Source organism: Streptomyces chilikensis (genome assembly GCF_001642695.1).
Classification (GTDB): Bacteria; Actinomycetota; Actinomycetes; order Streptomycetales; family Streptomycetaceae; genus Streptomyces; species Streptomyces chilikensis.
The window spans coordinates 1,700,770-1,724,948 of sequence record NZ_LWCC02000005.1 but is presented as its reverse complement, the minus strand read 5'-3'; the positions used below and the strand labels follow the sequence as shown (position 1 = coordinate 1,724,948).

22 protein-coding genes are annotated in these 24,179 nt (G+C 73.4%); 12 read left to right on the top strand and 10 right to left on the bottom strand.

Features of this window, described 5'->3' with window-relative positions:
* Positions 1-53: 53 nt before the first annotated feature.
* Positions 54-1,394, bottom strand: coding sequence for an APC family permease (locus A2U95_RS07670; protein WP_166021447.1), 1,341 nt, complete (start codon positions 1,392-1,394; stop codon positions 54-56).
* A 426-nt stretch (positions 1,395-1,820) separates the two neighbouring features.
* Here A2U95_RS07670 and A2U95_RS07665 point away from each other — a divergent pair, with 426 nt between their 5' ends.
* The 8 genes from A2U95_RS07665 to A2U95_RS07630 all read left to right on the top strand — a co-directional run bounded on the left by A2U95_RS07665 (position 1,821) and on the right by A2U95_RS07630 (position 11,443).
* Positions 1,821-3,077 (top strand): amidohydrolase, encoded by a 1,257-nt coding sequence (locus A2U95_RS07665; RefSeq protein WP_166024920.1) that lies wholly within the window; start codon positions 1,821-1,823, stop codon positions 3,075-3,077.
* A 294-nt stretch (positions 3,078-3,371) separates the two neighbouring features.
* Positions 3,372-4,436 carry a BMP family lipoprotein gene (locus tag A2U95_RS07660; RefSeq protein ID WP_166024918.1) on the top strand — a complete coding sequence of 355 codons (1,065 nt, stop codon included), beginning with the start codon at positions 3,372-3,374 and terminating at the stop codon, positions 4,434-4,436.
* A 357-nt stretch (positions 4,437-4,793) separates the two neighbouring features.
* On the top strand, positions 4,794-6,407 hold the full coding sequence (locus tag A2U95_RS07655) for an ABC transporter ATP-binding protein (RefSeq protein WP_206282836.1): 1,614 nt from the start codon (positions 4,794-4,796) through the stop codon (positions 6,405-6,407).
* Positions 6,404-7,555 (top strand): ABC transporter permease, encoded by a 1,152-nt coding sequence (locus tag A2U95_RS07650; RefSeq protein WP_166021446.1) that lies wholly within the window; start codon positions 6,404-6,406, stop codon positions 7,553-7,555. Before A2U95_RS07655 ends, A2U95_RS07650 begins: the two co-directional genes overlap by 4 nt.
* A complete protein-coding gene (locus tag A2U95_RS07645; RefSeq protein ID WP_166021445.1) occupies positions 7,552-8,817 on the top strand; it encodes an ABC transporter permease in 1,266 nt (421 codons plus the stop codon). Before A2U95_RS07650 ends, A2U95_RS07645 begins: the two co-directional genes overlap by 4 nt.
* Positions 8,814-9,230, top strand: a complete 417-nt coding sequence (locus A2U95_RS07640; RefSeq protein ID WP_166021444.1) for a cytidine deaminase — start codon at positions 8,814-8,816, stop codon at positions 9,228-9,230. The genes A2U95_RS07645 and A2U95_RS07640 overlap by 4 nt, the downstream gene beginning before the upstream one ends.
* A 229-nt stretch (positions 9,231-9,459) precedes the next feature.
* Positions 9,460-10,737 (top strand): thymidine phosphorylase, encoded by a 1,278-nt coding sequence (locus A2U95_RS07635; protein ID WP_166021443.1) that lies wholly within the window; start codon positions 9,460-9,462, stop codon positions 10,735-10,737.
* Between the two features lie 115 nt (positions 10,738-10,852).
* Positions 10,853-11,443, top strand: a complete 591-nt coding sequence (locus A2U95_RS07630) for a Uma2 family endonuclease (RefSeq protein WP_166021442.1) — start codon at positions 10,853-10,855, stop codon at positions 11,441-11,443.
* A gap of 277 nt (positions 11,444-11,720) precedes the next feature.
* Here the strand turns inward: A2U95_RS07630 and A2U95_RS07620 are convergent, their stop codons facing one another.
* A complete protein-coding gene (locus tag A2U95_RS07620; protein ID WP_166021441.1) occupies positions 11,721-12,746 on the bottom strand; it encodes a sigma-70 family RNA polymerase sigma factor in 1,026 nt (341 codons plus the stop codon).
* 124 nt (positions 12,747-12,870) lie between these two features.
* Positions 12,871-14,166, bottom strand: coding sequence for an MFS transporter (locus A2U95_RS07615; protein WP_166021440.1), 1,296 nt, complete (start codon positions 14,164-14,166; stop codon positions 12,871-12,873).
* Between the two features lie 63 nt (positions 14,167-14,229).
* Between A2U95_RS07615 and A2U95_RS07610 the strand changes: the two genes are divergently transcribed.
* Positions 14,230-15,183, top strand: a complete 954-nt coding sequence (locus tag A2U95_RS07610; RefSeq protein WP_166021439.1) for a LysR family transcriptional regulator — start codon at positions 14,230-14,232, stop codon at positions 15,181-15,183.
* A gap of 46 nt (positions 15,184-15,229) precedes the next feature.
* Here A2U95_RS07610 and A2U95_RS07605 read toward each other — a convergent pair whose 3' ends face one another.
* Positions 15,230-16,033: an alpha/beta hydrolase family protein gene (locus A2U95_RS07605; protein WP_166021438.1), complete on the bottom strand. Its 804-nt coding sequence runs from the start codon at positions 16,031-16,033 to the stop codon at positions 15,230-15,232.
* Positions 16,034-16,119: 86 nt separating this feature from the next.
* Between A2U95_RS07605 and A2U95_RS07600 the strand changes: the two genes are divergently transcribed.
* Together A2U95_RS07600 and A2U95_RS07595 are read left to right on the top strand one after the other, a co-directional pair.
* Positions 16,120-17,235: an adenosine deaminase gene (locus A2U95_RS07600; RefSeq protein WP_166021437.1), complete on the top strand. Its 1,116-nt coding sequence runs from the start codon at positions 16,120-16,122 to the stop codon at positions 17,233-17,235.
* 169 nt (positions 17,236-17,404) lie between these two features.
* Entirely contained in the window at positions 17,405-17,836 is a 432-nt protein-coding gene (locus A2U95_RS07595; RefSeq protein ID WP_166021436.1) for an ATP-binding protein, read from the top strand.
* 201 nt (positions 17,837-18,037) lie between these two features.
* Here the strand turns inward: A2U95_RS07595 and A2U95_RS07590 are convergent, their stop codons facing one another.
* The 5 genes from A2U95_RS07590 to afsQ1 form a co-directional block, all read right to left on the bottom strand.
* Positions 18,038-18,250 carry a PspC domain-containing protein gene (locus A2U95_RS07590; protein ID WP_166021435.1) on the bottom strand — a complete coding sequence of 71 codons (213 nt, stop codon included), beginning with the start codon at positions 18,248-18,250 and terminating at the stop codon, positions 18,038-18,040.
* 124 nt (positions 18,251-18,374) lie between these two features.
* Positions 18,375-18,932 carry a VanZ family protein gene (locus A2U95_RS07585; protein ID WP_166021434.1) on the bottom strand — a complete coding sequence of 186 codons (558 nt, stop codon included), beginning with the start codon at positions 18,930-18,932 and terminating at the stop codon, positions 18,375-18,377.
* Positions 18,933-19,046: 114 nt separating this feature from the next.
* Entirely contained in the window at positions 19,047-19,658 is a 612-nt protein-coding gene (locus tag A2U95_RS07580; protein WP_166021433.1) for a hypothetical protein, read from the bottom strand.
* Positions 19,655-21,394 carry an ATP-binding protein gene (locus A2U95_RS07575; protein ID WP_420856975.1) on the bottom strand — a complete coding sequence of 580 codons (1,740 nt, stop codon included), beginning with the start codon at positions 21,392-21,394 and terminating at the stop codon, positions 19,655-19,657. Before A2U95_RS07575 ends, A2U95_RS07580 begins: the two co-directional genes overlap by 4 nt.
* Positions 21,391-22,068: a two-component system response regulator AfsQ1 gene (afsQ1, locus tag A2U95_RS07570; RefSeq protein WP_151771635.1), complete on the bottom strand. Its 678-nt coding sequence runs from the start codon at positions 22,066-22,068 to the stop codon at positions 21,391-21,393. The genes A2U95_RS07575 and afsQ1 overlap by 4 nt, the downstream gene beginning before the upstream one ends.
* A gap of 203 nt (positions 22,069-22,271) precedes the next feature.
* Here afsQ1 and A2U95_RS07565 point away from each other — a divergent pair, with 203 nt between their 5' ends.
* On the top strand, positions 22,272-23,045 hold the full coding sequence (locus A2U95_RS07565; RefSeq protein WP_166021432.1) for a SigE family RNA polymerase sigma factor: 774 nt from the start codon (positions 22,272-22,274) through the stop codon (positions 23,043-23,045).
* A 218-nt stretch (positions 23,046-23,263) separates the two neighbouring features.
* Here the strand turns inward: A2U95_RS07565 and A2U95_RS07560 are convergent, their stop codons facing one another.
* The gene (locus A2U95_RS07560; RefSeq protein ID WP_166021431.1) at positions 23,264-23,908 is read right to left on the bottom strand and encodes a uridine kinase family protein; all 645 of its coding nucleotides are present in this window, start codon (positions 23,906-23,908) and stop codon (positions 23,264-23,266) included.
* Positions 23,909-24,179: the final 271 nt, after the last annotated feature.

The following is a 24,179-nucleotide window of genomic DNA, read 5'->3' as shown; positions in this document are numbered from 1 at the left end:
AGGCGGGGACGGACGCGCAGGCCGGGCCCGGTACCGGCCGGGCCCGGCGCCGGTCAGGGCCGGGCGCGCCGGCTGCGGGCCGCCGCCACCGCGGCGAGGACCGCGCCCACCGCGAGGACCACCCCGCCCCGCGCCCACACCTCGGCCTCGACCTGCGTGGCGAGCACCAGGCACGACGCGGCCCCCAGCGCCGGAACCGCCGCCGGCGCCCGGAAGTGGCCCACTGCCGACTCCCCCCGGGGGTCGCGCCGCCGCAGCACCAGCACCGCCGTGTTGACCACGAAGAAGACGACGAGGAGCAGCAGCACCAGCGTGGAGGCCAGCGACGCCACGCTCCCGGTCACCGCCAGGAGCATCGACAGGACCGTGGTGGCCGCGATCGCCGCCCACGGCGTCCGCCGCACCGGCAGCACCCGCGCCAGCACCGGCGGCAGCAGCCCGTCCCGCGCCATCCCGTAGGCGAGGCGTGACGACATGATCCCGGTGAGCAGCGCCCCGTTGGCGACCGCCACCAGCGCGATCGCGCTGAACAGCCACCCCGGCACGGCCCCCGCCGCCTCCACGACCTCCAGCAGCGGCCCGCTGGACCCCGCCAGCCGCTCCGTCGGCACCGCCGCCGCCGCGACGACGCCGACCAGCAGGTACACCACCCCGGCCGTGGCCAGCGCGCCGAACAGCGCCCGCGGGTAGGACCGCCGCGGGTCGCGGGTCTCCTCCGCGACGTTCACCGACGTCTCGAAGCCGACGAACGAGTAGAACGCGAGCACCGCGCCGGACAGCAGCGCGGCCGCGGCGCCCTGCTCGGGGGTCCCCAGCCGGCCGAGCCGCGACAGGTCGCCGTCGCCCCGCAGCAGCACCCAGGCGCCGAGCACCACGACCACCAGCAGCCCGCCCACCTCGATCACGGTGGCGACCACGTTGGCCCGGGTGGACTCCTTGATGCCGCGCGCGTTCACCAGCGCCAGCAGCAGGAGGAACACCACGGCGACCAGCGCCACCGGCAGCGTCACGAACTCGGCGAGGTAGTCGCCGCCGAAGCCGCGGGCCAGCGCGCCCACCGAGACGATCCCGGCGGCCAGCATGCAGAACCCGGTGACGAATCCGGCGAACGGCCCGTACGCCCGGTTGGCGTAGTGCGAGGCGCCTCCGGCGCGCGGGTACTTGGTGGCCAGTTCCGCGTAGGACGCCGCGGTCAGCAGGGCCAGGCCCAGCGCCAGCAGCAGCGGCGCCCACACGGCGCCGCCCGCGTCCGCGGCGATCTCGCCGACCAGCACGTAGACGCCGGCGCCGAGGGTGTCGCCGAGGATGAAGAAGTAGAGCAGCGGGGTGGTCAGGGCGCGCTTCAGCGGGGTGTCCGCGGAGGCGTCCGGCTGGGGCGGGGAAACGGTCGGCATGCCCGACCATGTCCCCCGAACCGCCCGGCGCACGCCTGGTGGGAGGCCCGGAGCGTCCCGATGGGCGGACCGTCACGGCGTGATTTCGGCCGTGCGTGGTAACCGTGGTGCAGGGCCCACCGTGCCGGAACGTCCGGTTCGCGGTGGCTCCGTACGGTCGCCGGGCGCCCGCCCGAAAACCGCGGAGTCTACCCGGCAGAGGTGTCCCACAACCGTCGGGCGGCCGAGATGTCGTCCCCCGGCGGGCTGATTTTTCGCCGATCGACGGGCGGAGAACCGCCCCCCAGCCCTACCCTGCAGAGGGTGAACCAGTTGAAGTCCAGAGAGTCCGAGGCCGACCCGGCGGACACCGCCGGGGACGCCGTCGCAGCCGCCGGGGACGCCGCCGTCGCGGCCGTCGAGGGCGCCCGTGCGGCGGAGGTCGCCGTGACCGTCGCGGAGGCGGCGCTGCCCGGTGCCGCCCTGCCGGGCGCGCTCCCCGACGGGCTGCGCGCCGAGCTGATCGCGTTCCGCCGCGACCTCCACATGCACCCGGAGCTCGGCAACCAGGAGTTCCGCACCACCAAGGCGATCAAGACGCGCCTGGAGCGGGCCGGCCTGAAGCCGCGGGTGCTGGCGAGCGGGACCGGACTCGTCTGCGACGTGGGCGTCGAGGGCGACGCGGCCGCCCACGAGGGGTCGTCCGCGCCGGCCGAGGCCGGCCCGCGCGGGATGCTGGCGCTGCGCGCGGACATCGACGCGCTCCCCATCCCGGACATGAAGACCGACTGCGCCTACCGGTCCACCGTCCCCGACCGCGCCCACGCCTGCGGCCACGACGTGCACACCACGGTCGTGCTCGGCGCGGGCCTGGTCCTCGCGGAGCTGCACCGCCAAGGGCGGCTGCCCCGTCCGGTGCGGCTGCTCTTCCAGCCCGCCGAGGAGGTCATGCCCGGCGGGGCGCTCGGCGCCATCGCCGACGGCGCGCTGGAGGGCGTCGGCCGGATCGTCGCGGTGCACTGCGACCCGAAGGTGGAGGCGGGGCGGATCGGCCTGCGCACCGGCGCGATCACCTCGGCCTGCGACCGGCTGGAGATCGCCCTGGACGGCCCCGGCGGCCACACCGCCCGCCCGCACCTGACCACCGACCTGGTGACCGCCGCCGCGCGGATCGCGGTGGACGTGCCGGCCGTGGTGGCCCGCCGGGTGGACGCCCGCAGCGGCCTGTCGGTCACCTGGGGCCGCATCGAGTCCGGGCACGCGCCCAACGTCATCCCGCAGCGCGCCGAACTGTCCGGCACGGTCCGCTGCCTGGACCTGGCCTCCTGGCGGGAGGCGGCCGACCTGGTGCACGCCGCGGTCGACGAGGTCGCCGCCCTGCACCGCGCCAAGTCGGAGATCACCTACGTGCGGGGCGTCCCGCCGGTGGTCAACGACCCGGCCGTCACCGACCTGCTCTGGGACGCGATGACCGCGCGCCGCGGCGTGGAGGCGGTGGAGGGCACCGAGCAGAGCCTCGGCGGGGAGGACTTCTCCTGGTACCTGGAGGAGGTCCCCGGCGCGATGGCCCGCCTCGGCGTCCGCACCCCCGGCGACCGCCTGGTCCGCGACCTCCACCAGGGCGACTTCGACGTCGACGAGTACGCCATCACGGTCGGCGTCGAGCTCTTCACGGCGGCCGCGCTGCTCGACGCCGCGCGCTGAGCGCCGCGGGTGCCGTCCTCCGGCGCCGTCCCGGCGCCGTTCCGGCGCCGGGGGACCGCCCGCGATCCCGTCCGTTACCTCCGGAAACGGTCCGTCCTGTTACTGGCCCGTAACCCTGGGGTGACCGGTTTGGCCCCAAGTCGGCACGGTTCGATAACAGCCGGGGGAGCGACGTTCCCACAACGTTTCTACGCGCGTTACTGTCGCAGCGGTTTCGCCATGGGAGCGGGCCGGCAAGGCGGAGCGGGCCGGAGACGGTGCCGTGAGTTCGAAGGGGTGCTTGCAGTGCGTCTCATTTCTCGTAGGAACAGGATCACCCGTGCGGCGGTGACCGTCGCGGTCGTGGCGCTGGCCGCCGCCGGCTGCGGCGAGAGCAGCAAGTCCGCCAACACGGGCGGTGACAAGGAGTCCGGCACGTACTCCGGCAAGGGCATCGGCCTGGCCTACGACATCGGCGGCGAGGGCGACCAGTCCTTCAACGACGCCGCGCACGCCGGCTTCGTGAAGGCCGACAAGGACTTCGGCATCGGCGGCCAGACCTTCGAGCCCGCCGACGGCGAGTCCGAGGCGGACAAGGCCCAGCGCATCGAGAACCTGGCCAAGCAGGGCTACAACCCGGTCATCGGCGTGGGCTACATCTACGCGCCGGCGATCAAGGAGGCCGCCGCCAAGTACCCGGACACCACCTTCGGCATCATCGACGACGAGTCGGTCACCGCCAAGAACGTCGCCTCCCTGGTCTTCAGCGAGGAGCAGGCCTCCTACCTGGCGGGCGTGGCCGCGGCCAGCGCCTCCAAGACCGACACGGTCGGCTTCATCGGCGGCGTCGACATCCCGCTGATCCACAAGTTCGGCGCGGGCTTCGAGCAGGGCGCCAAGTCGGTCGACCCGAAGGTCAAGGTCATCAAGAAGATCCTGACCTCCACCGCCCAGGAGGGTGGCTTCTCCAGCCCGGACAAGGGCCGCGAGGCCGCCAACGGCCAGATCGAGGCGGGCGCCGACGTGCTGTACCACGCGGCCGGCCTCTCCGGCCAGGGCGTGATCTCCGAGGCCGCCAAGAACAAGGTGTGGGCCATCGGCGTCGACTCCGACCAGTACAAGCAGGACGCGCTGAAGGAGTACAAGGACTACATCCTGGGCTCCGCCACCAAGAACGTCGACGGCATGGTGTACGAGCTCGCCAAGTCCGTGCACGAGGGCAAGCCGCTCTCCGGCACCATCCGCGGCGACCTGAAGTCGAACGGCGTCAGCTTCGCCGACTCCAACCCGAAGTACAAGGAGATGACCGAGGTCGTCGAGGCCGTCGAGAAGGCCAAGAAGGACATCATCGACGGCAAGGTCACCGTCAAGACCTCCTGATCCGACGGGATGCCGTGCGCCGCGCCCCTCGCCCCTCGGTGAGGGGCGCGGCGCTGTCACCCTCCCCGGTCCTCCCCGGCCGTTCCGGCCACGTGCCGAAGCGCACGCGGAGGACCGGTTCACCGACGGGTCTACGCGCGTTACCCTTGCGCGCGAGACGATTCGCGGTGCGCCTTCCGAAGAGAGCGGTATCGGGAGGCATGGCCAAAAGAACGCTGTAATGGCAGCGTTACGGCCGCGGAACGGACGGCGGGCAGCCTCGGCTGTCCGTCCCGGCCCGTGGTACCACCCGGAACGGCAGGGGCGCCGGACGCGGCTCGCGGCGGACGCCCTTCTCCCCCAGGTTTTCTCCAAGGAGTGTGCGCCATCGACGCGTCCAGCAGCCCTCCGCAGACCGAGCGGGCCACCGCGGTCGAGCTGGCGGGCATCACCAAGCGGTTCCCCGGCGTCGTCGCCAACCACGACATCCGGCTCCGCGTCCAGGAGGGCACCGTGCACGCCCTCGTCGGCGAGAACGGGGCCGGCAAGTCGACGCTGATGAAGATCCTCTACGGCATGCAGAAGCCGGACGAGGGCACCATCACGGTCGGCGGCGAGCAGGTGAGCTTCTCCTCGCCCGCCGACGCCATCGCGCGCGGCATCGGCATGGTCCACCAGCACTTCATGCTGGCCGACAACCTCACCGTGCTGGAGAACGTGGTGCTCGGCAGCGAGAAGCTGCACGGCATCGGCGGCGCGGCCCGGCGCAGGATCCTGGAGATCTCCGAGCGGTACGGCCTGGGCGTCCGCCCCGACGCGCTGGTCGAGGACCTCGGCGTCGCCGACCGGCAGCGCGTGGAGATCCTCAAGGTCCTCTACCGCGGCGCGCGCATCCTGATCCTGGACGAGCCGACCGCCGTGCTGGTCCCGCAGGAGGTCGACGCGCTCTTCGACAACCTGCGCGAACTCACCTCCGAGGGCCTGTCGGTCATCTTCATCTCGCACAAGCTGGGCGAGGTCCTCTCGGTCGCGGACGACATCACCGTGATCCGCCGCGGCACCACGGTCGGCACCGCCGACCCGAAGGGCATCACCGCCCGCAAGCTCGCCGAGATGATGGTCGGCAGCCAGCTCCCCACCCCGGAGACCGCCGAGTCCACCGTGACGGACCGCCCGGTCCTCACCGTGGACAGCCTCCGGCTGGAGGCGGAGGGCGGCCGCGCCGTCCTCGACGACATCACCTTCACCATCCACGCGGGCGAGGTCCTCGGCATCGCGGGCGTCGAGGGCAACGGCCAGACCGAGCTGATCGACGCCCTGATCGGCCTGCGCCCCGCCGACTCCGGCGCCATCACGCTGGAGGGCGAGGAGATCACCTCCTGGGCCACCCGCCGCCGCCGCGAGTCCGGCATCGGCTACATCCCCGAGGACCGCCACCGGCACGGCCTGCTGCTCGACTCCCCGCTGTGGGAGAACCGCATCCTCGGCCACGTCACCGAGAAGCCCAACGCCAACGGCTTCCTGCTGAACCTCAAGGGCGCCCAAGAGGACACGCGGCGCATCGTCGAGCAGTACGACGTCCGCACGCCCGGCATCGACGTCACCGTCGGCTCGCTCTCCGGCGGCAACCAGCAGAAGCTGATCGTCGGCCGCGAGATGAGCCACGCCCCCCGCTTCCTGATCGCCGCCCACCCCACCCGCGGTGTGGACGTCGGCGCGCAGGCCGCGATCTGGGACGTCATCCGGCAGGCCCGCCGCGAAGGCCTGGCGGTGCTGCTGATCTCCGCCGACCTGGACGAGCTGATCGGCCTGTCCGACACCCTGCGGGTGATCTACAACGGCCGCCTGGTCGCCGACGCCGACCCGGCCTCCGTCACCCCCGAGGAACTGGGCTCCGCGATGACCGGCGCGGCCGCGGGCCATCTGGAACACACGGAGGCGCCTTCGGCCGACTCCGCCGCCCCCGTCGCCCCGGAGGACGAGGCACGATGAAGAAGTTCGACAAGGAGCGGCTGCTCCTGGCCGTGGCCGGACCGGTCATGGCCCTGGTCGCGGCGATCCTGCTGACCTCGGTGGTGCTGCTCGCCTCCGGCCGCAACCCCATCGAGCCGTACGTGCTGATGGGCGAACAGCTGGCGTTCTCCGACGTCCAGGTGCTGATCGTCAACCAGGCGTCGCTGTACTACATCGCCGCCCTGGCGGTCGCCCTCGGCTTCCGGATGAACCTGTTCAACATCGGCGTCGACGGCCAGTACCGCCTCGCCGCCATGGTGACCGCCGTGGTCGGCGCCCACGTGGCGCTGCCGGCCTTCCTCCAGGTGCCGCTGCTGCTGCTGGTCGCCGTGCTCACCGGCGCGTTCTGGGCCGGCATCGCGGGCGTGCTGAAGGTGACCCGCGGCGTCAGCGAGGTCGTCGCGACGATCATGCTGAACTCGATCGCCACCGCGCTGATCCTGTACCTCACCCAGAAGGACACCTGGGGAGTGCCGCAGGGCAACAACATGACGACCGGCGAGATGCACCCCTCCGGGTGGATCCCGGGCATCGACCTCGGCCCCGACGTCGGCGAGGTCTACGGCCTGATCTTCCTGGCCGTCCTCCTCGGCGTCCTGTATTGGCTGGTCCTCAACCGCACCCGGTTCGGCTTCGACCTGCGCGCCTCGGGCCAGTCCCCGGAGGCCGCCGCCGCCTCCGGCGTCGACGCCAGGCGGATGACGCTCATGGCCATGCTGATCTCCGGCGGTGTCGCGGGCCTCTCCGGCCTGCCGCTGCTGCTCGGCGACGCGCACACCTACAGCCTGAGCTTCCCGGCCGGTCTCGGCTTCACCGCGATCGGCATCGCCCTGCTGGGCCGCAACCACCCCGGCGGCATCGCGTTCGCGGCGCTGCTGTGGGCCTTCCTCGACAAGGCCTCCCCGGCACTCGACTACGCCGTGCCGGAGCCGTACGAGAAGGAGATCGCCACGATCATGCAGGGCCTGATCGTGTTCGCGGTCGTCATCTCCTACGAGGTGGTCCGCGTCTGGGGCCTGCGCCGCCAGCAGAAGCGCGTCGGCGAGGAACTCGCCGCAGCCGCGGCGGCCGCCGCCGGCAAGTCCGACAAGGGTGACAAGACCGAGAAGGAGGTGGCGGCCCGATGAGTACCGCGACCGTCGCCAAGACCCGGCCCGCCAAGGCCGCGAAGCCCGGCCGCCGCCGGATGTCGCTGCCCGTGGTGCTGCTGATGATCGCCGGCGCCATCGTGCTGGTCTCCGTGGTCCGCATGATCACCGGGGCGCACGGCATCACCTCGACCGGCCAGATGTCCACCGCGCTGCGCCTGGCCGTGCCGATCGGCCTGGCCGGACTCGGCGGCCTGTGGGCCGAGCGGGCCGGCGTGGTCAACATCGGCCTCGAGGGCATGATGATCCTCGGCACCTGGTTCGGCGCCTGGGCCGGCTACCAGTGGGGTCCGTGGGTCGGCGTGGCCTTCGGCATCATCGGCGGCTGCCTCGGCGGCATCCTGCACGCCATCGCCACCGTCACCTTCAACGTCAACCACATCGTCTCCGGCGTGGCGCTGAACATCCTGGCGCTGGGCATGGCCCGCTACCTGTCCAAGTACGCCTTCGAGGGCGTCGAGCAGGGTTCCTCCAAGCAGTCCCCGCCGATCGAGTCGCTGGGCACCTTCGACGTGCCGGGCCTCTCCGAATGGCTGGCCACGCTCAACCAGAAGCACTGGTTCGTGGTCTCCGACGTGGCCGGCCTGCTCGGCGGCATGATCACCAACCTGTCGCCGCTGACCGTGGTCGCGGTCGCGCTGGTCCCGCTCACCTGGTACGTCCTGTGGCGCACCGCCTTCGGCCTGCGGCTGCGGTCGGTCGGCGAGAACCCGGTCGCCGCCGAGTCGCTGGGCGTCAACGTCTACAAGTACAAGTACATCGCGGTGATCATCTCCGGCGGCTTCGCCGGCATGGGCGGCGCCTTCCTGTCGATCGTGGCGTCCAACGTCTACCTCGACGGCCAGACCGCCGGACGCGGTTACATCGGCCTCGCGGCGATGATCTTCGGCAACTGGATGCCGGGTGGCCTGGCCCTCGGCGCGGGCCTGTTCGGCTACACCGACAGCCTCAACCTGCGCGGCGGCACGACCAACGTGCACGCGCTGCTGCTGCTGGTGGCCCTGCTGCTGGTCGTGGGCACGGCCTACCTGGTGTGGCGCAAGCGGTACCTGCCGGCGCTGGTCACCGCCGTGATCGCCGCGGTGATGTACCTCTGGTACGCCAACACGAACGAGGTGCCGTCGCAGCTGGTCGCCGCCAGCCCGTACCTGGTCACCCTGCTGGTGCTGGCGCTCTCCGCGCAGCACCTGCGGATGCCGAAGGCGGACGGCCTGCCGTACCGCAAGGGCCAGGGCGGATGACGCCGGTGACGGCCGGCTTCGACTGGGACGCCCTGAGGAAGGTGGCGCACGAGGCGATGACCCGCGCGTACGCCCCCTACTCGGGGTACCCCGTCGGCGTCGCCGCCCGCGTGGACGACGGGCGCGTCGTCTCCGGCTGCAACGTGGAGAACGCGTCCTACGGGCTGGGGCTGTGCGCGGAGTGCGGCCTGGTGTCGGACCTGCAGCGCACGGGGGGCGGACGGCTCACCCACTTCACCTGCGTGGACGGGCAGGGGGCCGTGCTGGTCCCCTGCGGGCGGTGCCGGCAGCTGCTCCACGAGTTCGGCGGCCCGGACCTCCTCCTGGAGACCCCCGAGGGCGTCCTCCCCCTCTCCGCCATGCTCCCCCAGGCCTTCGGCCCCGGCCACCTCACCCAGGGCCCCGGCGCCTGACCCACCACGCCACGCGGCCCCGCGCGGGCCGCGCCGCCTCGCCGAGCCGCCCGCCGCCCCGCGCCGCCTCGCCGAGCCGCCCGCCGCCCCGCGGGCGGCTCGGCCGCCCAGGGGGGTGGTGGGAGAGGCCGGGGGGGCGCGGCGGACCGCCGCGTGCGCGCGTGAGGCCCGGGGCGGCACCCGGCAGAAACGCAAGATCACCGCAACGAAGCGAGAAGAAGGGGGCGTCATGGACGCCATCACCGTCATCCGCGCCAAGCGCGACCGCACGGAACTGACCGACCAGCAGATCGACTGGGTCGTCGACGCCTACACCCGTGGCGAGGTCGCCGACTACCAGATGGCCGCCCTCAACATGGCGATCCTCCTCAACGGCATGAACCGCCGCGAGATCGCCCGCTGGACCGCCGCGATGATCGCCTCCGGCGAGCGGATGGACTTCTCCTCCCTCTCCCGCCCCACCGCCGACAAGCACTCCACCGGCGGCGTCGGCGACAAGATCACCCTGCCCCTCGCCCCCCTGGTCGCCGCCTGCGGCGCCGCCGTTCCGCAGCTCTCCGGCCGCGGCCTCGGCCACACCGGCGGCACCCTCGACAAGCTGGAGTCGATCCCCGGCTGGCGCGCCGCGCTCTCCAACGAGGAGATGCTCGCCGTCCTCGACGACGTCGGCGCCGTGATCTGCGCCGCGGGTGAGGGCCTCGCCCCCGCCGACCGCAAGCTCTACGCGCTGCGCGACGTCACCGGCACCGTGGAGGCCATCCCGCTGATCGCCTCCTCGATCATGTCGAAGAAGATCGCCGAGGGCACCGGCGCCCTGGTCCTGGACGTCAAGGTCGGCTCCGGCGCCTTCATGAAGACCCTGGACGACGCCCGTGAGCTCGCCACCACCATGGTGGGCCTGGGCCGCGACCACGGCGTGAACACGGTCGCGCTCCTCACCGACATGTCCACCCCGCTCGGCCTCACCGCCGGCAACGCGCTCGAGGTCCGCGAGTCCGTCGAGGTGCTGGCCGGCGGCGGCCCCTCCGACGTCGTCGAGCTGACCCTCGCGCTGGCCCGCGAGATGCTCGCCGGGGCCGGACTGCCGGACGCCGACCCGGCCAAGGCGCTCGCCGACGGCTCCGCGATGGACGCCTGGCGCCGCATGATCCGGGCCCAGGGCGGCGACCCGGACGCCCCGCTGCCCACCTCCCGCGAGCAGCACGTGGTCACCGCCCCGTCCTCCGGCGTGCTGACCCGCCTCGACGCGTACGGCGTCGGCGTCGCCGCCTGGCGCCTCGGCGCGGGCCGTGCCCGCAAGGAGGACCCGGTGCAGGCCGCCGCGGGCGTCGAACTCCACGCCAAGCCCGGCGACACGGTCACGGCCGGCGCGCCGCTGATGACCCTCCACACCGACACCCCCGAGCGCTTCGCCTACGCGCTGGAGGCCCTGGAGGGCACGTACGACGTCGCCCCCGCGGGCACGGAGTTCACCGCGCCGCCGGTGGTGCTGGAGCGCATCGGCTGACCCGCCCATCCAGTTCGTTTGACCAAGTCATTCGTTCGGACGAAAGGGACCGGTGGACCCCTGCCGGTCCCTTTCGGCATGCTGGGATCGGTGACGCACCGATAGGAGAACCGCCATGAGCGCACTCGGCGTGAGCCACGAGCCCCCGCCCTGCTGGGACGAAGCCGTCCGGCTGTGGGAGGAGATGGAATGGCCTGAGGGCAGCAGGGTGGAGATCATCGAGGGGATCGTCACCGTGGCTCCACCGCCGTCCAATCCGCACAACGTCATCGTCGAACTCGTGCAGCAGCATCTGTACGAGGCAGTACCCAAGGACCGGGACTGGGGCATCTACCAGACGTTGGGCGTCGCGTCACCGTCGCGGGGGAACCTCTGCATCCCCGATCTCCTCGTCGTGCCCCGGGAGGTGCCGCGGACCCAGGGGTCGTACATCCCGGCAGGGGCGGCGGAACTCGTCGTCGAGGTCACTTCGCGCGGTAACGCCGCGCACGACCGGCTCAACAAGGCGGCGGGGTACGCCCAGGCAGGGGTCCCGCTCTACCTGCTGATCGATGCGTGGGCTCCCCGGGGTCCGGCGCTCATCCTGTACGGGGAGCCGCAGGCGGACACCTACCGGACTCTGCAGACCGGCAAGTTCGGTGAACCTTTCCCGCTTCCGGAACCCTTCGACTGCGTTCTGAGCACCGAAAGGTTCCCGACCGGCTGAGCCCCGCCGATGAATCCCGCGCCTTCCTCAGGTCTACCCGTGCATGAGGGACCCGGAGGTCGTCGTGCGCGCACCGGGCGAGCCCGTCGGAAAGGACGGCGTCGCCCGGCTCTGTGACGCGGCGCGCGCAGGACTGGACAGCGGCGCGACCGTGGTGATCTGCGACGTCCGCGCGGTGCGCCGGCCCACGCTCGCCACCGTCGAACTGGTCGCCCGGCTGCGGCTCACCGTCCGGCGGGGCGGGGGCCGCGTCCTGCTGCGCGGCCCCGACCCGGCGCTACTCGCCCTTCTCGACCTCGTCGGGCTGACCGTCGGCGTCGAGATGCCCGGCGAGGCCGAACAGCGGGAAGAACCGCGGGGTGTCGAGGAAGCAGTGCAGCGCGGTGATCCGCCCCTCTGACAGCTCCAGCACCTGCACCGCCCACGGGGTGTACCCGCCGTGCTCCGGGTCCGGCTTGTAGTGCGCGAACCCGGGCAGGCCGTTGACCTCCACCGGCAGCAGCCGGGAGCCGGCGCAGCTCGCGCCGATCGTGGTCATGAAACCGGTCATGTCCGACGGGCCCCGCAGCCACAGGTCGAACGGCGGCATGGTCATCACGGCGTCCTCGTGGAGCAGCGCCGTCAGCGCGGCCATGTCGTAGCCCTCGAAGGCGGCGACGTAGCGCTCCAGCAGCTTCTGCTGCTCCTCGTCGAGCGGGTCCGAGACCTCGCCGGGGCGCTCCCGCGCGCGCTCCGCGAGGGTGGCCCGGGCGCGCTGGAGGGCGCTGTTCACCGAGGCGACCGTGGTGTCCAGCAGTTCCGCCACCTCACTGGCCTTCCAGGCCAGCACCTCGCGCAGGATCAGCACCACCCGCTGCCTGGGCGGCAGGTCCTGCAACGCCGCCATGAACGCCAGCCGCACCGACTCCTTGGCGACGGCGCGCTCGGCGGGATCGGTGGCGTCCGGCAGCACCCGGGCGTCCGGCACCGGCTCCAGCCAGGTGTGGTCGGGGCGCGGCGAGAGCGCGGCCTGGGCGAGCGGGGTGGCGGCGGTCAGGTCCACCGGCCGGGCCCGCTTGTTGCCCGCCGACAGCATGTCCAGGCAGACGTTGGTGGCGATCCGGTACAGCCAGGAACGGAGACTGGACCGCCCCTCGAACTTCTCCCGGCTCCGCCAGGCGCGGATCATGGTGTCCTGGACCGCGTCCTCCGCCTCGAAGGACGAGCCGAGCATGCGGTAGCAGTAGCCGGTGAGCTCCCTGCGGTAGCCCTCCATGGCGGTCTCGGACGCGGCCGCCCCGGTCGTCGTGGATACGTCGGTCATGGCAACCCGCCCCTCGGTACGCCTGTTCCGTCCAGCACTTCGGAAGCTACCGCAGCCCACTGACAACGTCCTGCGGACAGCGGAAGACGCAGGTGGGAGGGGTGCGCCGGAAGGAGGGGAGGGGTCAGGCGGCCGGAGCCGGCCGGCGGGCCGCCAGGGTGCCCAGCAGCGTGATCCCCGCGACGCCGGCCACGGCCAGCAGCCCCACGGCCACCGTCCCGCCCCAGCCCGCCGCGTGGAACGCCACCGCGCCGACGGTGCTGCCCGCGCTGGACCCGATGTAGTACGCCGACTGGTACAGCGCCGCCGCCTGGGCCCGCCCGTGCGCCGCCGTCCCGCTGACCGCGGAGGACGCCGCCGAGTGCCCGGCGAAGAACCCGCCGGTGACCAGGACCAGCCCCAGCAGCACCACGGCCAACCGGTCCGACAGCGAGACCAGCAGTCCCGCCGCCGTCAGCGCGCCGGACAGGTAGAGCGTGCCCCGCCGGCCGAACCGCCCGACCAGCCGCCCGGAGGCGGAGGCGGACACCGTGCCCACCAGGTAGACCAGGAAGACCGAGCCCACCACGCCCTGCGGGAGGGAGAACGGCTCCTGCGTCAGGCGGTAGCCGATGACCGTGTACACGCCGCCGAACACCGTCATGAACAGCGCGCCGATCGCGTACAGCCGGCGCAGCAGCGGGTTGGCCAGGTGGTCGCGCACCGTGCGCGCCACCGCACCGGGCCGCAGCGAGCCGCGGGTGAAGTGCCTCGGCTTCGGCAGCAGCATCCGGAACGCCACCGCGCAGGCCACCGCCAGCACGCCCAGCACGGCCAGCGCCACCCGCCAGCCCCACTCCTGCGCGACCCAGCCGGTGAGGACCCGTCCGCTCATCCCGCCGACGCTGTTGCCGGCCACGTACAGCCCGATCGCGGTGACCAGCGCCCGCGGCCGCACCTCCTCCGCCAGGTAGGCGGTGGCCGAGGCGGGCAGGCCCGCCAGCGCCGCGCCCTGCACCGCGCGGAGCGCCACCATCGTGCCCAGCGAGGGCGCGAACGGCACCACCAGCCCGACGGCGACCGCCACGGCGACCGCGCCGGTCATCGTGGCGCGCCGCCCGAACCGCTCGGAGAGCGCGCTCATCGGGATCACGAACAGGGCCAGACCGCCGGTCGCGGCCGCCACCGTCCAGGACACGTCGCCGACCGAGGAGCCGTAGCTCTCGGAGATCAGCGGAAGGAGGGCCTGCGTGGAGTAGAGGAGGGCGAAGGTGGCCACACCGGCGAGGAAGAGCGCCAGGCTCATCCGGCGGTAGGCGGGGGTGCCCACGTCGACCCGCGAGTCCGGGGCCGCGGCCGCGGGGGAGGGGGAGGAGGAGGGAGCGGTGGTCTCGGATCCGGCGCCCACGCGGGTGGACGCCTCGGTACTGGCGGCAGGCATGGTCCGACCGTACGAACCGCCGTGCTGATCCGTCCAATGCACGGATTGGCCATAATCGTTCCCGTGGTGCATCAGCAGAGGTCACAGGAGTGGCTGTCACAGACCGGTGACGTGGAAGACATCGTCACGAGCCTCGTCCCGCGGCTCGCCTACTTCGCGGGGGTGGCGCGGACCGAACACGTCACCCGGGCCGCGCGGGAGATGCGGGTGCCGCAGTCGACGCTCTCCCGCGCCGTCGCCCGGCTGGAGGAGGACCTCGGGGTCGACCTCTTCGCCCGGCGCGGCCGCACCGTGTCGCTCACCCCCGCCGGGCGGACCTTCCTGGCCTCGGTGGAACGCGCCCTCGCCGACCTGGAACGGGCCGCCGAGGAGGTCCGCGCGGACGCCGACCCGGCGGTCGGCAAGGTCGCCTTCGGGTTCCTGCACACCATGGGCGCGGAGACGGTGCCGGGACTGATCCAGGCGTTCCGCGCCGACCATCCCCGGATCCGGTTCAGCCTGGTGCAGAACTACGGCGAGGCGATGCTGGAGGGCCTGCGCCGCGGCGAACTCGACCTCTGCCTCACCTCACCGGTGCCGGACGCCCCCGACCTGGTGGCCCGCCGCCTCGACGAGCAGAAGCTCCGGCTGGTGGTCCCGGCCGACCACCGGCTGGCCCCACGACGGCGGATCCGGCTGTCGGAGGCCGCGGAGGAGACCTTCGTGACCCTGGAGACCGGGTACGGGCTGCGGCGGATCACCGACGACCTCTGCGCCCAGGCGGGGTTCCGCCCGCGGGTCGCCTTCGAGGGCGAGGAGGCGGAGACCCTGCGCGGCCTGGTCGCGGCGGGCCTGGGCGTCGCCCTGCTGCCGCCGCCCGCCTTCCCCCGGCCCGGTGTCGCCGAACTGGCCGTCACCGCGCCGCGGGCGGTCCGCGAGATCGGCGTCGCCTGGCTCGACGGCCACCCGGACACGCCGCCGGTGGCCGCGTTCAAGAAGTTCCTCCTCTCGCGGCGGGGCCGGCTCCTGCCGCACTGAGAGGGGCGGCGGGCGGCGCGAGGACCGGGTGCGCGGCGGGCCGCCGTCACCGCTCCCGCGACCGGCCGAAGCCGGAGGCCAACGGCATCCGCAGCCCCAGCGGCGGCGGCGCCGCCAGCGCGTCCCGCACCGCCCGCGGCATCCGCGTCCCGAACATCGTGCCCAGCGCGAAGTCCGCGACGAGGGTGTGGACCTCCCACCGGTAGGCCCGCAGCGCGTGCCCGTCCGTGTGGACCTCGAACCGGCACACCTCCCGGTTGGTCTTCTTGATCCGCTCGGCCAGCCGGAACGAGAGGTCGGGCGCGCACCGCGTGTCGTCCGTGCCGTGCACGATCAGCACGTGACGGGACGCCAGCTGCTTCACCGGCTCCGGTCCCGCCGCCGCCCCGTGTCCGCCGTCCGCCGGCAGCCACGGAGCCAGCGCGACCACCGAGACCACCGCCGGGTGTCCCGCCGCCCGCAGCGCCGCGCGGCCGCCCATGTCGACCCCGACCAGGCAGACCGGCACGTCGCCGTAGCGCCGCACCGCCTCGTCGGCGGCCCGGGCGGCGTCCCCGGCGAGCGCCGCCTGCGCGCCGTTCCAGCCGCGCCGCCCGTAGTGCACCAGGTGCACGGCCAGGCCCTGCCGCTCCCCGGCGCGGGCGAGCCGGCGGCCCAGCGCGCGCAGCGAGGCGTACGAGGCCGCCGGGGAGGGCGGCCGGTCCGACTCCTCGTCGCCGCGGGGCAGCAGCAGCACCACCCCGGCGACCTCGCGCCCGTCGTCCCGGCCCCGCAGGGGATGTGCGGCGAACGGCCTGCCGAGCCGGGCCGGACGGGTTGCCGGGCGGTCCGGGGTCCCTTGGTGTGCCATGGGCCAACACTGGCAGAACACCACGCCCACGCCACCCTTCCGCGCGGGATCTACGCGCGTAGGAAATTGCGCGTTATGGTTCAGCGATGAAGAGCCAGACCATCCACACCCCGACCGCGGACCAGATCCGCCGGGCCCCGAAGGTCGTGCTGCACGACCACCTCGACGGCGGCCTGCGCCCCGGCACCGTCGTCGACCTCGCCCGTGAGAACGGGTACCGGGCCCTGCCGCACGGCGACGCCGACAAGCTCGGCTCCTGGTTCCGTGAGGCCGCCGACTCCGGTTCCCTGGAGCGGTACCTGGAGACGTTCGCCCACACCGTCGGCGTGATGCAGACCGAGGACGCCCTGCGCCGGGTCGCCGCCGAGTGCGCCGAGGACCTCGCCGCGGACGGCGTCGTCTACGCCGAGGTGCGCTACGCCCCCGAGCAGCACCTGGAGGGCGGGCTGACCCTGGAGCAGGTCGTGGAGGCCGTCAACGCCGGCTTCCGCGAGGGCGAACGCCGCGCGAAGGAGAACGGCCACCGGATCCGCGTCGGCGCCCTGCTCACCGCGATGCGGCACGCCGCCCGCTCCCTGGAGATCGCCGAACTCGCCAACCGCTACCGGGACTCGGGCGTGGTCGGCTTCGACATCGCGGGCGCCGAGGCCGGCTACCCGCCCACCCGCCACCTGGACGCCTTCGAGTTCCTGAAGCGGGAGAACAACCACTTCACCATCCACGCCGGCGAGGCCTTCGGACTGCCCTCGATCTGGCAGGCCATCCAGTGGTGCGGCGCCGACCGGCTCGGCCACGGCGTGCGGATCATCGACGACATCGAGGTCGCCGACGACGGCACGGTGAAGCTCGGCAGGCTCGCCGCCTACGTCCGGGACAAGCGGATCCCGCTGGAGCTCTGCCCGACCTCGAACCTGCAGACCGGCGCCGTGGGCTCCTACGCGGATCACCCGATCGGACTGCTGCGCAAGCTGCACTTCCGGGTCACCGTGAACACCGACAACCGTCTGATGTCCGGCACCACCATGAGCCGTGAATTCGAGCACCTCGTCGAGACATTCGATTACACGCTCGACGAGATGCAGTGGTTCACCGTCAATGCGATGAAATCAGCATTCATTCCTTTCGATGAAAGGGTGGCGATGATCGATGACGTGATCAAGCCCGGTTACGCCTCGCTGAAGGCGGAGTGGCTGTTCCGGTGACCGGCGTGTGAGCTGCGGCGACGTGGCGGAAGGAGGGAGCCGGGCGGACGATCCGACCGGCTCCCTCCGCTTTCGCCACCCGCATTTCGATGTTTGCGGATCGCGGCGTCCCGTGTTTACGGTCGTGGACCGCTCAGTCCCCGTCATCGCACCCAAGGACGCATTCACCATGAAGCAGTCTGCTGCCAAGACCTTCGGCGTCGTCGCCTTCGGCGCCGCCCTCGCGGCGGTCGGCGCGGGCGCCGCCGCCGCGGCCCCGGCCGCCCCGGACGCCGCTCCCGCACTGAGCGGCGTGACCGGCGCACTGCCGGCGGACGGCGTCGGGGACGCCCTGCAGGGCCCCCTGACCGAACGGCTCCAGGGCGCCGGCTCGCAGCTCGGCGGCATCGGCGACGAGCTCGGCGGCATGGGCATGGACGTCGCGATGGGCAGCGCCGAGCGGCTCTCCGCCCCGCAGGACCGGGACGCCCGCGCCCAGGCCAACGAGGGCAAGGAGCAGGGCTCCCCGGTCGGTGAGGTGCCGGCGCTCCTCGGCGGCCTCGGCCTCGGCGAGATGAACATGGGCTCCGGCAGCAACCTCAACGGCCTGCCGCTCGGCTGACCGTCCCGCGCGCGACCGGGCTTCCCCGGCGGGGGCGCGGTCACTCCCCGGTTCCCGGAGTGACCGCGCCCCTTCGCGCGTCCGCCCGTTCGTTCGGCGGCGGCCCTGCGGCCCTGCGGCCCTGCGGCCCTGCGGCCCGGCGGCCCTGCGGCCCGGCGGCTCTGGTCCGTCCCGCACCGCCGCCGTCCGGGACGGCCGGCCCTAGACGGCCGCGGTCCGCTTCCCGGCGGCCCGCCTCTCGCTGGGCAGCAGGATCCACAGCGCTGCGTACAGCAGCACCTGGGGCCCGGGCAGCAGGCAGGAGACGAGGAAGATCACGCGCATGGTGGTGGCGGAGACGCCGAAGCGCCGGGCCAGGGCGGCGCAGACTCCGCCGATCATCCGGCCGTGGGTGGGGCGAACGAGGCTGCTCATGGCTGCTCCTCCGTGGAGTCGTCAGAGTCGTCGGAGCCGCCGGGCGGCGTCTCCGACGGAGACGGCCCGGTGGCCGCCCCCTACGACATCAACGCTACGGCCGCAAAAGGTGCAAGGCGTCGCTCTACGGGGCGATCGGGACCCTGGGAAACCTCGGGGACGGACCCTGAGCCGCCTCCTGGTCGCGCCCCTCAGGAGCCCGGTGCGCACGGAGGGCGAGGCGCCGCCGCAGCGCGGCACGGCCGGCCGGGACCACCGCGAGATGCGCCAGGGTGAGCCCGGCGGTGTTGAGGATCAGCGAGTCGACGTCGACGACCTGCCCGGGGACACCGGTCTGCAGCAGCTCGATCCCGAGCGAGATCATCGCCCCGGCCACCATGGTGCGGGCCAGCGAGAACAGCGGTGGGGCCGAGAGCCGGCCGCCCGCCAGCGGCAGCAGCACACCCAGCGGCGCCAGCAGCGTCAGGTCCCTCACGATGCGCCGCGCGGCCGGCCCCCAGCCGAGGGCCAGGTCGGCGCGTATCCCGGCCATCGGCCGGATGTTGGCGGGAGCGATCCAGGGAACGTCCAGCGGTCTGAGCGTCAGCCATCCGACGACGGCGAGGTGTGCGGCGAGGAGGAGGACACCTGCCGTGCGGAGACCGGAGGCGACGTTGCCGTCGCGCGAGCGTTGACGCTGCACGTGCCTCTAGACGCCGCCTCCCCGCCGTGCGGTTCCGGGCCCGCGGCGCCCGGCCGGGGACGGGCACGCGGCCGTGCGCGTGCGCGGGCGCGCACACCGGCGTCGGCGCCGGCGTCACTCCGCCGTGGCGGGTGCGTCCGAGGGGACGGGTGTGGTGATCGGGTGGGTGCGCACCGGCTGCGGGCACTCGTACCGGGTGAGCGGCCCCTGGGGGCCGCCCAGGGTGACCCGGCCCGAGCCCCGGGTGGCGGCCGACTCGGCGAAGGTGCACACGATCTGCGCCAGCGCCCCGGCCGGCAGCCGCTGCGGGGAGTCGCTCAGCCGGAAGGCGTCCGCCGGATCGCCCGACCGCGGCCCCTTCACGCCGGTGCCCGACGGGACCTTGGTGCGGTAGCCGTTCTGCTGCTCGCCCGGCGAGGGGTGGCGGGTCAGCTCGTCGAGCAGGCCCTGCGCCACCAGGGTCCGCCGCAGCGACCCGTCCGTCCCCTCCGGCAGCCGTACCGTGCGCTCCACCAGCGTCAGCTGTCCCGCGCAGAGCAGGTAGACGCGCACCGGCACCTCGGAGTCGTCCGAGGGCCCCGGCGAGGACGCCGAGGCCGCGCACGGCATCCGGGACGGGGCCGGGCCGAAGTACGTCGGCACCTCCGTCGCCCGGATCCCGCACCCCGCCAGCGAAGGCGCCAGTACCGCCCCCAGCAGCAGCGCCGCCGCGCCCCTTTGCCTCACCGCCCGCTCCTCTGCCTCTGCTTCGCGCCCTGCTTCCCGCCCGCCTGCCGCTCCGCCACGGCCTCCTCCGCCACCGAGGACGCGTCCAGCGGCAGCCGCAGGGTGAACACCGCGCCGCCCTCCGGCGAGTTGGCGGCCGCGATGTCGCCGCCGTGGATGTGCGCGTTCTCCAGCGCGATGGACAGGCCCAGCCCCGAACCCTCCGAACGCGGCCGGGAGGCGCTCGCCTTGTAGAACCGGTCGAAGACGTGCGGCAGCACCTCCTCGGGGATGCCCGGCCCGTGGTCCCGGACCCGCACGACCAGCACCTTGCGCGCCGTCCCGGCGGTGTCCCCGCCGTCCTCCCCGCCGTCGGCGTCCGCGTCCGCGACGTGCTCCGCCCGCTCGCCGGACTCGTGCGGCGGCAGGGCCGCGTCCGGCGCCTCCTCCACCCGGACCGAGACCCGCACCGGCGACCCGCCGTGCTTGAGGGCGTTGCCGATCAGGTTGGCGAGTATCACGTCCAGCCGGCGCGGGTCGAGCCGCGCCGTCACACCGCGCTCGGCGTCGAGTTCCACGGCGTCCAGCCAGGCCCGGGCGTCCACGCAGGCGGTGATCTGGTCGGCGATGTCGACGTCGTCGAGGACCAGACGGGCGGTGCCCGCGTCGAAGCGGGTGACCTCCATCAGGTTCTCCACCAGGTCGCCGAGCCGCCGCGTCTCGCTGACCACCAGCCGCACGGCCGGCTCGATCATCGGGTCGATGCCGCCGGTCTCCGCGTCCAGCTCCTCCTCCAGCACCTCCGTCACGGCGGTGATCGCCGTCAGCGGGGTGCGCAGCTCGTGCGACATGTCGGCGACGAACCGGCGGGAGGCCTCGTCGCGGGCGCTCATCTCCGCCACCCGCTGCTCCAGCGCGGCGGCGGTCCGGTTGAACGTCCGTGACAGTTCCGCCAGTTCGTCGGTGCCGGAGACCTGGAGCCGGGTGTCCAGCTTGCCCTCGCCGAGGCGGCGGGCGGCGATGCCCAGCCGGTGCACCGGACGCAGCACGGTGGTGGCGGCGGCCTGCGCCAGCAGCGCCGAGCCGACCAGCGCCAGCGCGGTGGCGATGCCCAGCGACCAGGCCAGCGAGTTGAGGTCCTTGGCCTCCGGCTCCAGCGACTTCAGCATGTAACCGGTCGGCCCCCCGGCCACCTTGGCGCCCGCGACCAGGTAGGGGGTGTCGTTCTCGTCCACCGTCCGCTGCCAGTACAGGTGGTACGGCGCGGGGTTGGCGGCGGTCACCTTCTGCTCGCGGTTCACCGCCTCGCGCAGCGGACGCGGGACGTCGTCCAGGGTGAACGTGTCCAGCATGTCCGGACCGGCGGTGAGCACCCGCCCGTCGGGCGCGGTGGACGTCAGCAGCACGCTGAAGTGCTGGCTGCTGTCGGACATCTGGTCGGCGGCGCGCTGCAGTTCGTCCTGGGTCGGCTCGCCCGGCAGCGCGCCCGCACGGCTCCGCATCTCCTGCTCGAAATCGCGCAGCACCGCGTCCTGGGCGCGGGTCAGCACCGCCTCCCGGTTCAGCCAGTAGGCGATCCCGGACGCCGTCACGGCCGCGGTCAGCGCGACCAGGCCGAAGACGAGGACCAGCCGCAGCCGCAGGCTGGTGAAGCGCAGGGAACGGGACCTCGGGGCCCTGGCGCCGGTGCCGTCGCTCCGCCCGGAGGACGGGCCCGCCGCGGCGGCGCCCGTTTCGGGCGACTGCGGCACGGTCACTGCGGCTGGTCCAGGCGGTAACCGACGCCGCGCACGGTGCGGATCAGCGTCGGGGAGGACGGCACGTCCTCCACCTTGGCGCGCAGCCGCTGCACGCACGCGTCCACCAGCCGGGAGTCGCCCAGGTAGTCGTGCTCCCACACCAGCCGCAGCAACTGCTGGCGGGACAGCGCCTGACCGGGGCGCCGGCTCAGCTCCAGCAGCAGCCGCAGTTCGGTCGGCGTGAGCTGGAGCTCCTCGCCGTTCTTGGTCACGGTCATCGCGGAACGGTCGATGACCAGCGAGCCGAAGGAGGCCGAGTCGCTGGACTCCCGCTCCCCGCGGCGCAGCACCGCCCGGATCCGGGCGTCGAGCACCCTGCCCTGCACGGGCTTGACCACGTAGTCGTCGGCGCCGGACTCCAGCCCGACCACCACGTCGATGTCGTCGCTGCGCGCGGTCAGCAGGATGATCGGCAACTGGTCGGTGCGGCGGATCCGCCGGCAGACCTCGAAACCGTCGATTCCGGGCAGCATGACGTCCAGCACGATCAGATCCGGCCGCTGCTCGCGCAGCAACTGCAGACCGTCCTCACCGCTCGCAGCGGTCGCCACGCGGTGCCCCTGGCGGGTCAGGGAGAGCTCCAGGGCCGTACGGATGGCGTCGTCGTCCTCGATCAGCAACAGGGAAGGCACGCGCTCATTCTGGCCCATGGCCCCCGGGGAGGGAATTCCGGTCACCGCACCGGATGTTCGCCACGGACCCCACGGCCGCGCTCCGCGGACGGCGCGCACGACGGGTGGGGCCTGTGACAGGTCTGTGACAGTCGGCGGACACCGTCATGAAGTGTCCCCGGCAACATTTTCCCCACGGACAGGAACATGACGGGAGGCGCGGGATGAGCACTCTGCTCAGCAATGGCACTGGTGCAGTGGCCACGCGTCTGCACGACGTGGTGATCCGGGAGCGGTCCGGCGTCGTGGGGGCGCGGGGCTGCGTGCGGGGGGCCGGCGGCAGCCGGCACGGCGTTCCGGCCCAGCCGGCGCCCGCCCCCGCGTCCGTGCCGGGGAAGCCTTCGGTGCCCGCGCAGCGGGCGGCGTCCGGTCCGGTCCGGGGGGACCAGCCGGCCGGGCGCACCGAAGGCGGGCTCTCGGAGGCCGAGTTCACCGCCTACGTGCGGGAGCGGCGGGCCTCGCTGTACGCCACCGCCTACCACCTGACCGGTGACCGCTTCGAGGCGGAGGACCTGCTGCAGAGCGCGCTGTTCTCCACCTACCGGGCGTGGGACCGGATCAGCGACAAGGCGGCGGTGGGCGGCTACCTGCGGCGCACCATGACCAACCTGCACATCAGCGCCTGGCGCCGCCGCAAGCTCAACGAGTACCCGACCGAGGAACTGCCGGAGACCGTCGGCGACCTGGACGCCATGCGCGGCACCGAGCTGCGCACCGTCCTGTGGCAGGCGCTCGCCCGGCTTCCCGAACCGCAGCGGACCATGCTGGTCCTGCGGTACTACGAGGGCCGCACCGATCCGGAGATCGCGGACATCCTCGACATCAGTGTCGGCACGGTCAAGTCCAGCATCTGGCGGTCGCTGCGGCGACTGCGGGAGGACCAGGTCCTGGGACTGGGCCGTGACGAGGTGGAAGCCTTCGGCGAACTGGTCGCCTGAAGGTCGAGGGCTCACGGGGGACACGGAGCCCTGGGGGAAAACGGGGGAGCGGGTCCGGGCGGTTCCGGGGGGAGCCGGCCGGACCGGGGGAGACGGGGAGGTAAGAGGGGGGACGGGGGACCACGGGGGGACCACGGGGGAGGGGCGGGACCGGAAGCGGGGGCTTTCCGGTCCCGCCTCCGTCGTGCGCGGGGCCGTTCCGTCCGGTCCCGGCCGCCTCACGCCGTGGTCGCGGGCGTCTCCCCGGCGCGGGAGGCGGCGGCCACCACGGCCGCGACCCGGGCCTCGGCCTCCGGCCGGTCGCAGGCGTACGCGCCCAGCGAGGTCTGCCGCGCCACGATGGTCCGCTCGGAACGCATCAGCCGCCAGCCCCGCCGCAGCAGGAACGGCACCGACTTGCGGCTCTCCCGCAGGTCCCGCAGGAACCGGCGGCGGAACGTGGTCACGGGTCCCCGGGCCAGGCACAGCGCGTCGCCCAGCAGCCCCAGTTCACGGCAGCGCGAGACGATCTCCGCCGCGAAGATCCCCTCCGCGACGAACACCGGGGCGTCCTCGATGTCCAGCTCGGTCCGCCCGGTCCGGGCGCTCAGCGAGATGTCGTACACCGGCACCTCGGTGCGGCCCGTCCGGCACAGCGCCTCGATGGCGGCGACCGCCGTGTCGGCGTCCCAGGACAGCGGATGGTCCCAGTCGATGTCCTCGCTGCCCGCCACCAGGGGCAGCGACGGGTCGTCGGCCTCCTTGTAGAAGTCGTCCAGGCGCAGCACCGGCAGCCCGGTACGCGCGGCGAGCAGCGACTTTCCTGACCCGGAGGGGCCACAGAGGAGAACGACACGGGTCGGTGAGGAGAACTGGGTGGTCACGAGATACCAGTCTGCGGCATCGAACGCCCCTCGAACGAGCCGCCGGCCGTACTTGGCGCGGAGGTCACACCCGGCAGCGTCCGGCGGGAGCCCGGGACGGTGCCCGCCGGTGCGCGGAGAACGGGCCGGGGCCGGGGCGGACAGGTGGTCCGCCCCGGCCCCGTGTCGTGCGGGCGAGGTGTCAGCCGGCGGTCCTGAAGCCGCGCAGGCGCAGGCTGTTGCCGACGACGAAGACCGAGGAGAAGGCCATGGCGGCGCCGGCGATCATGGG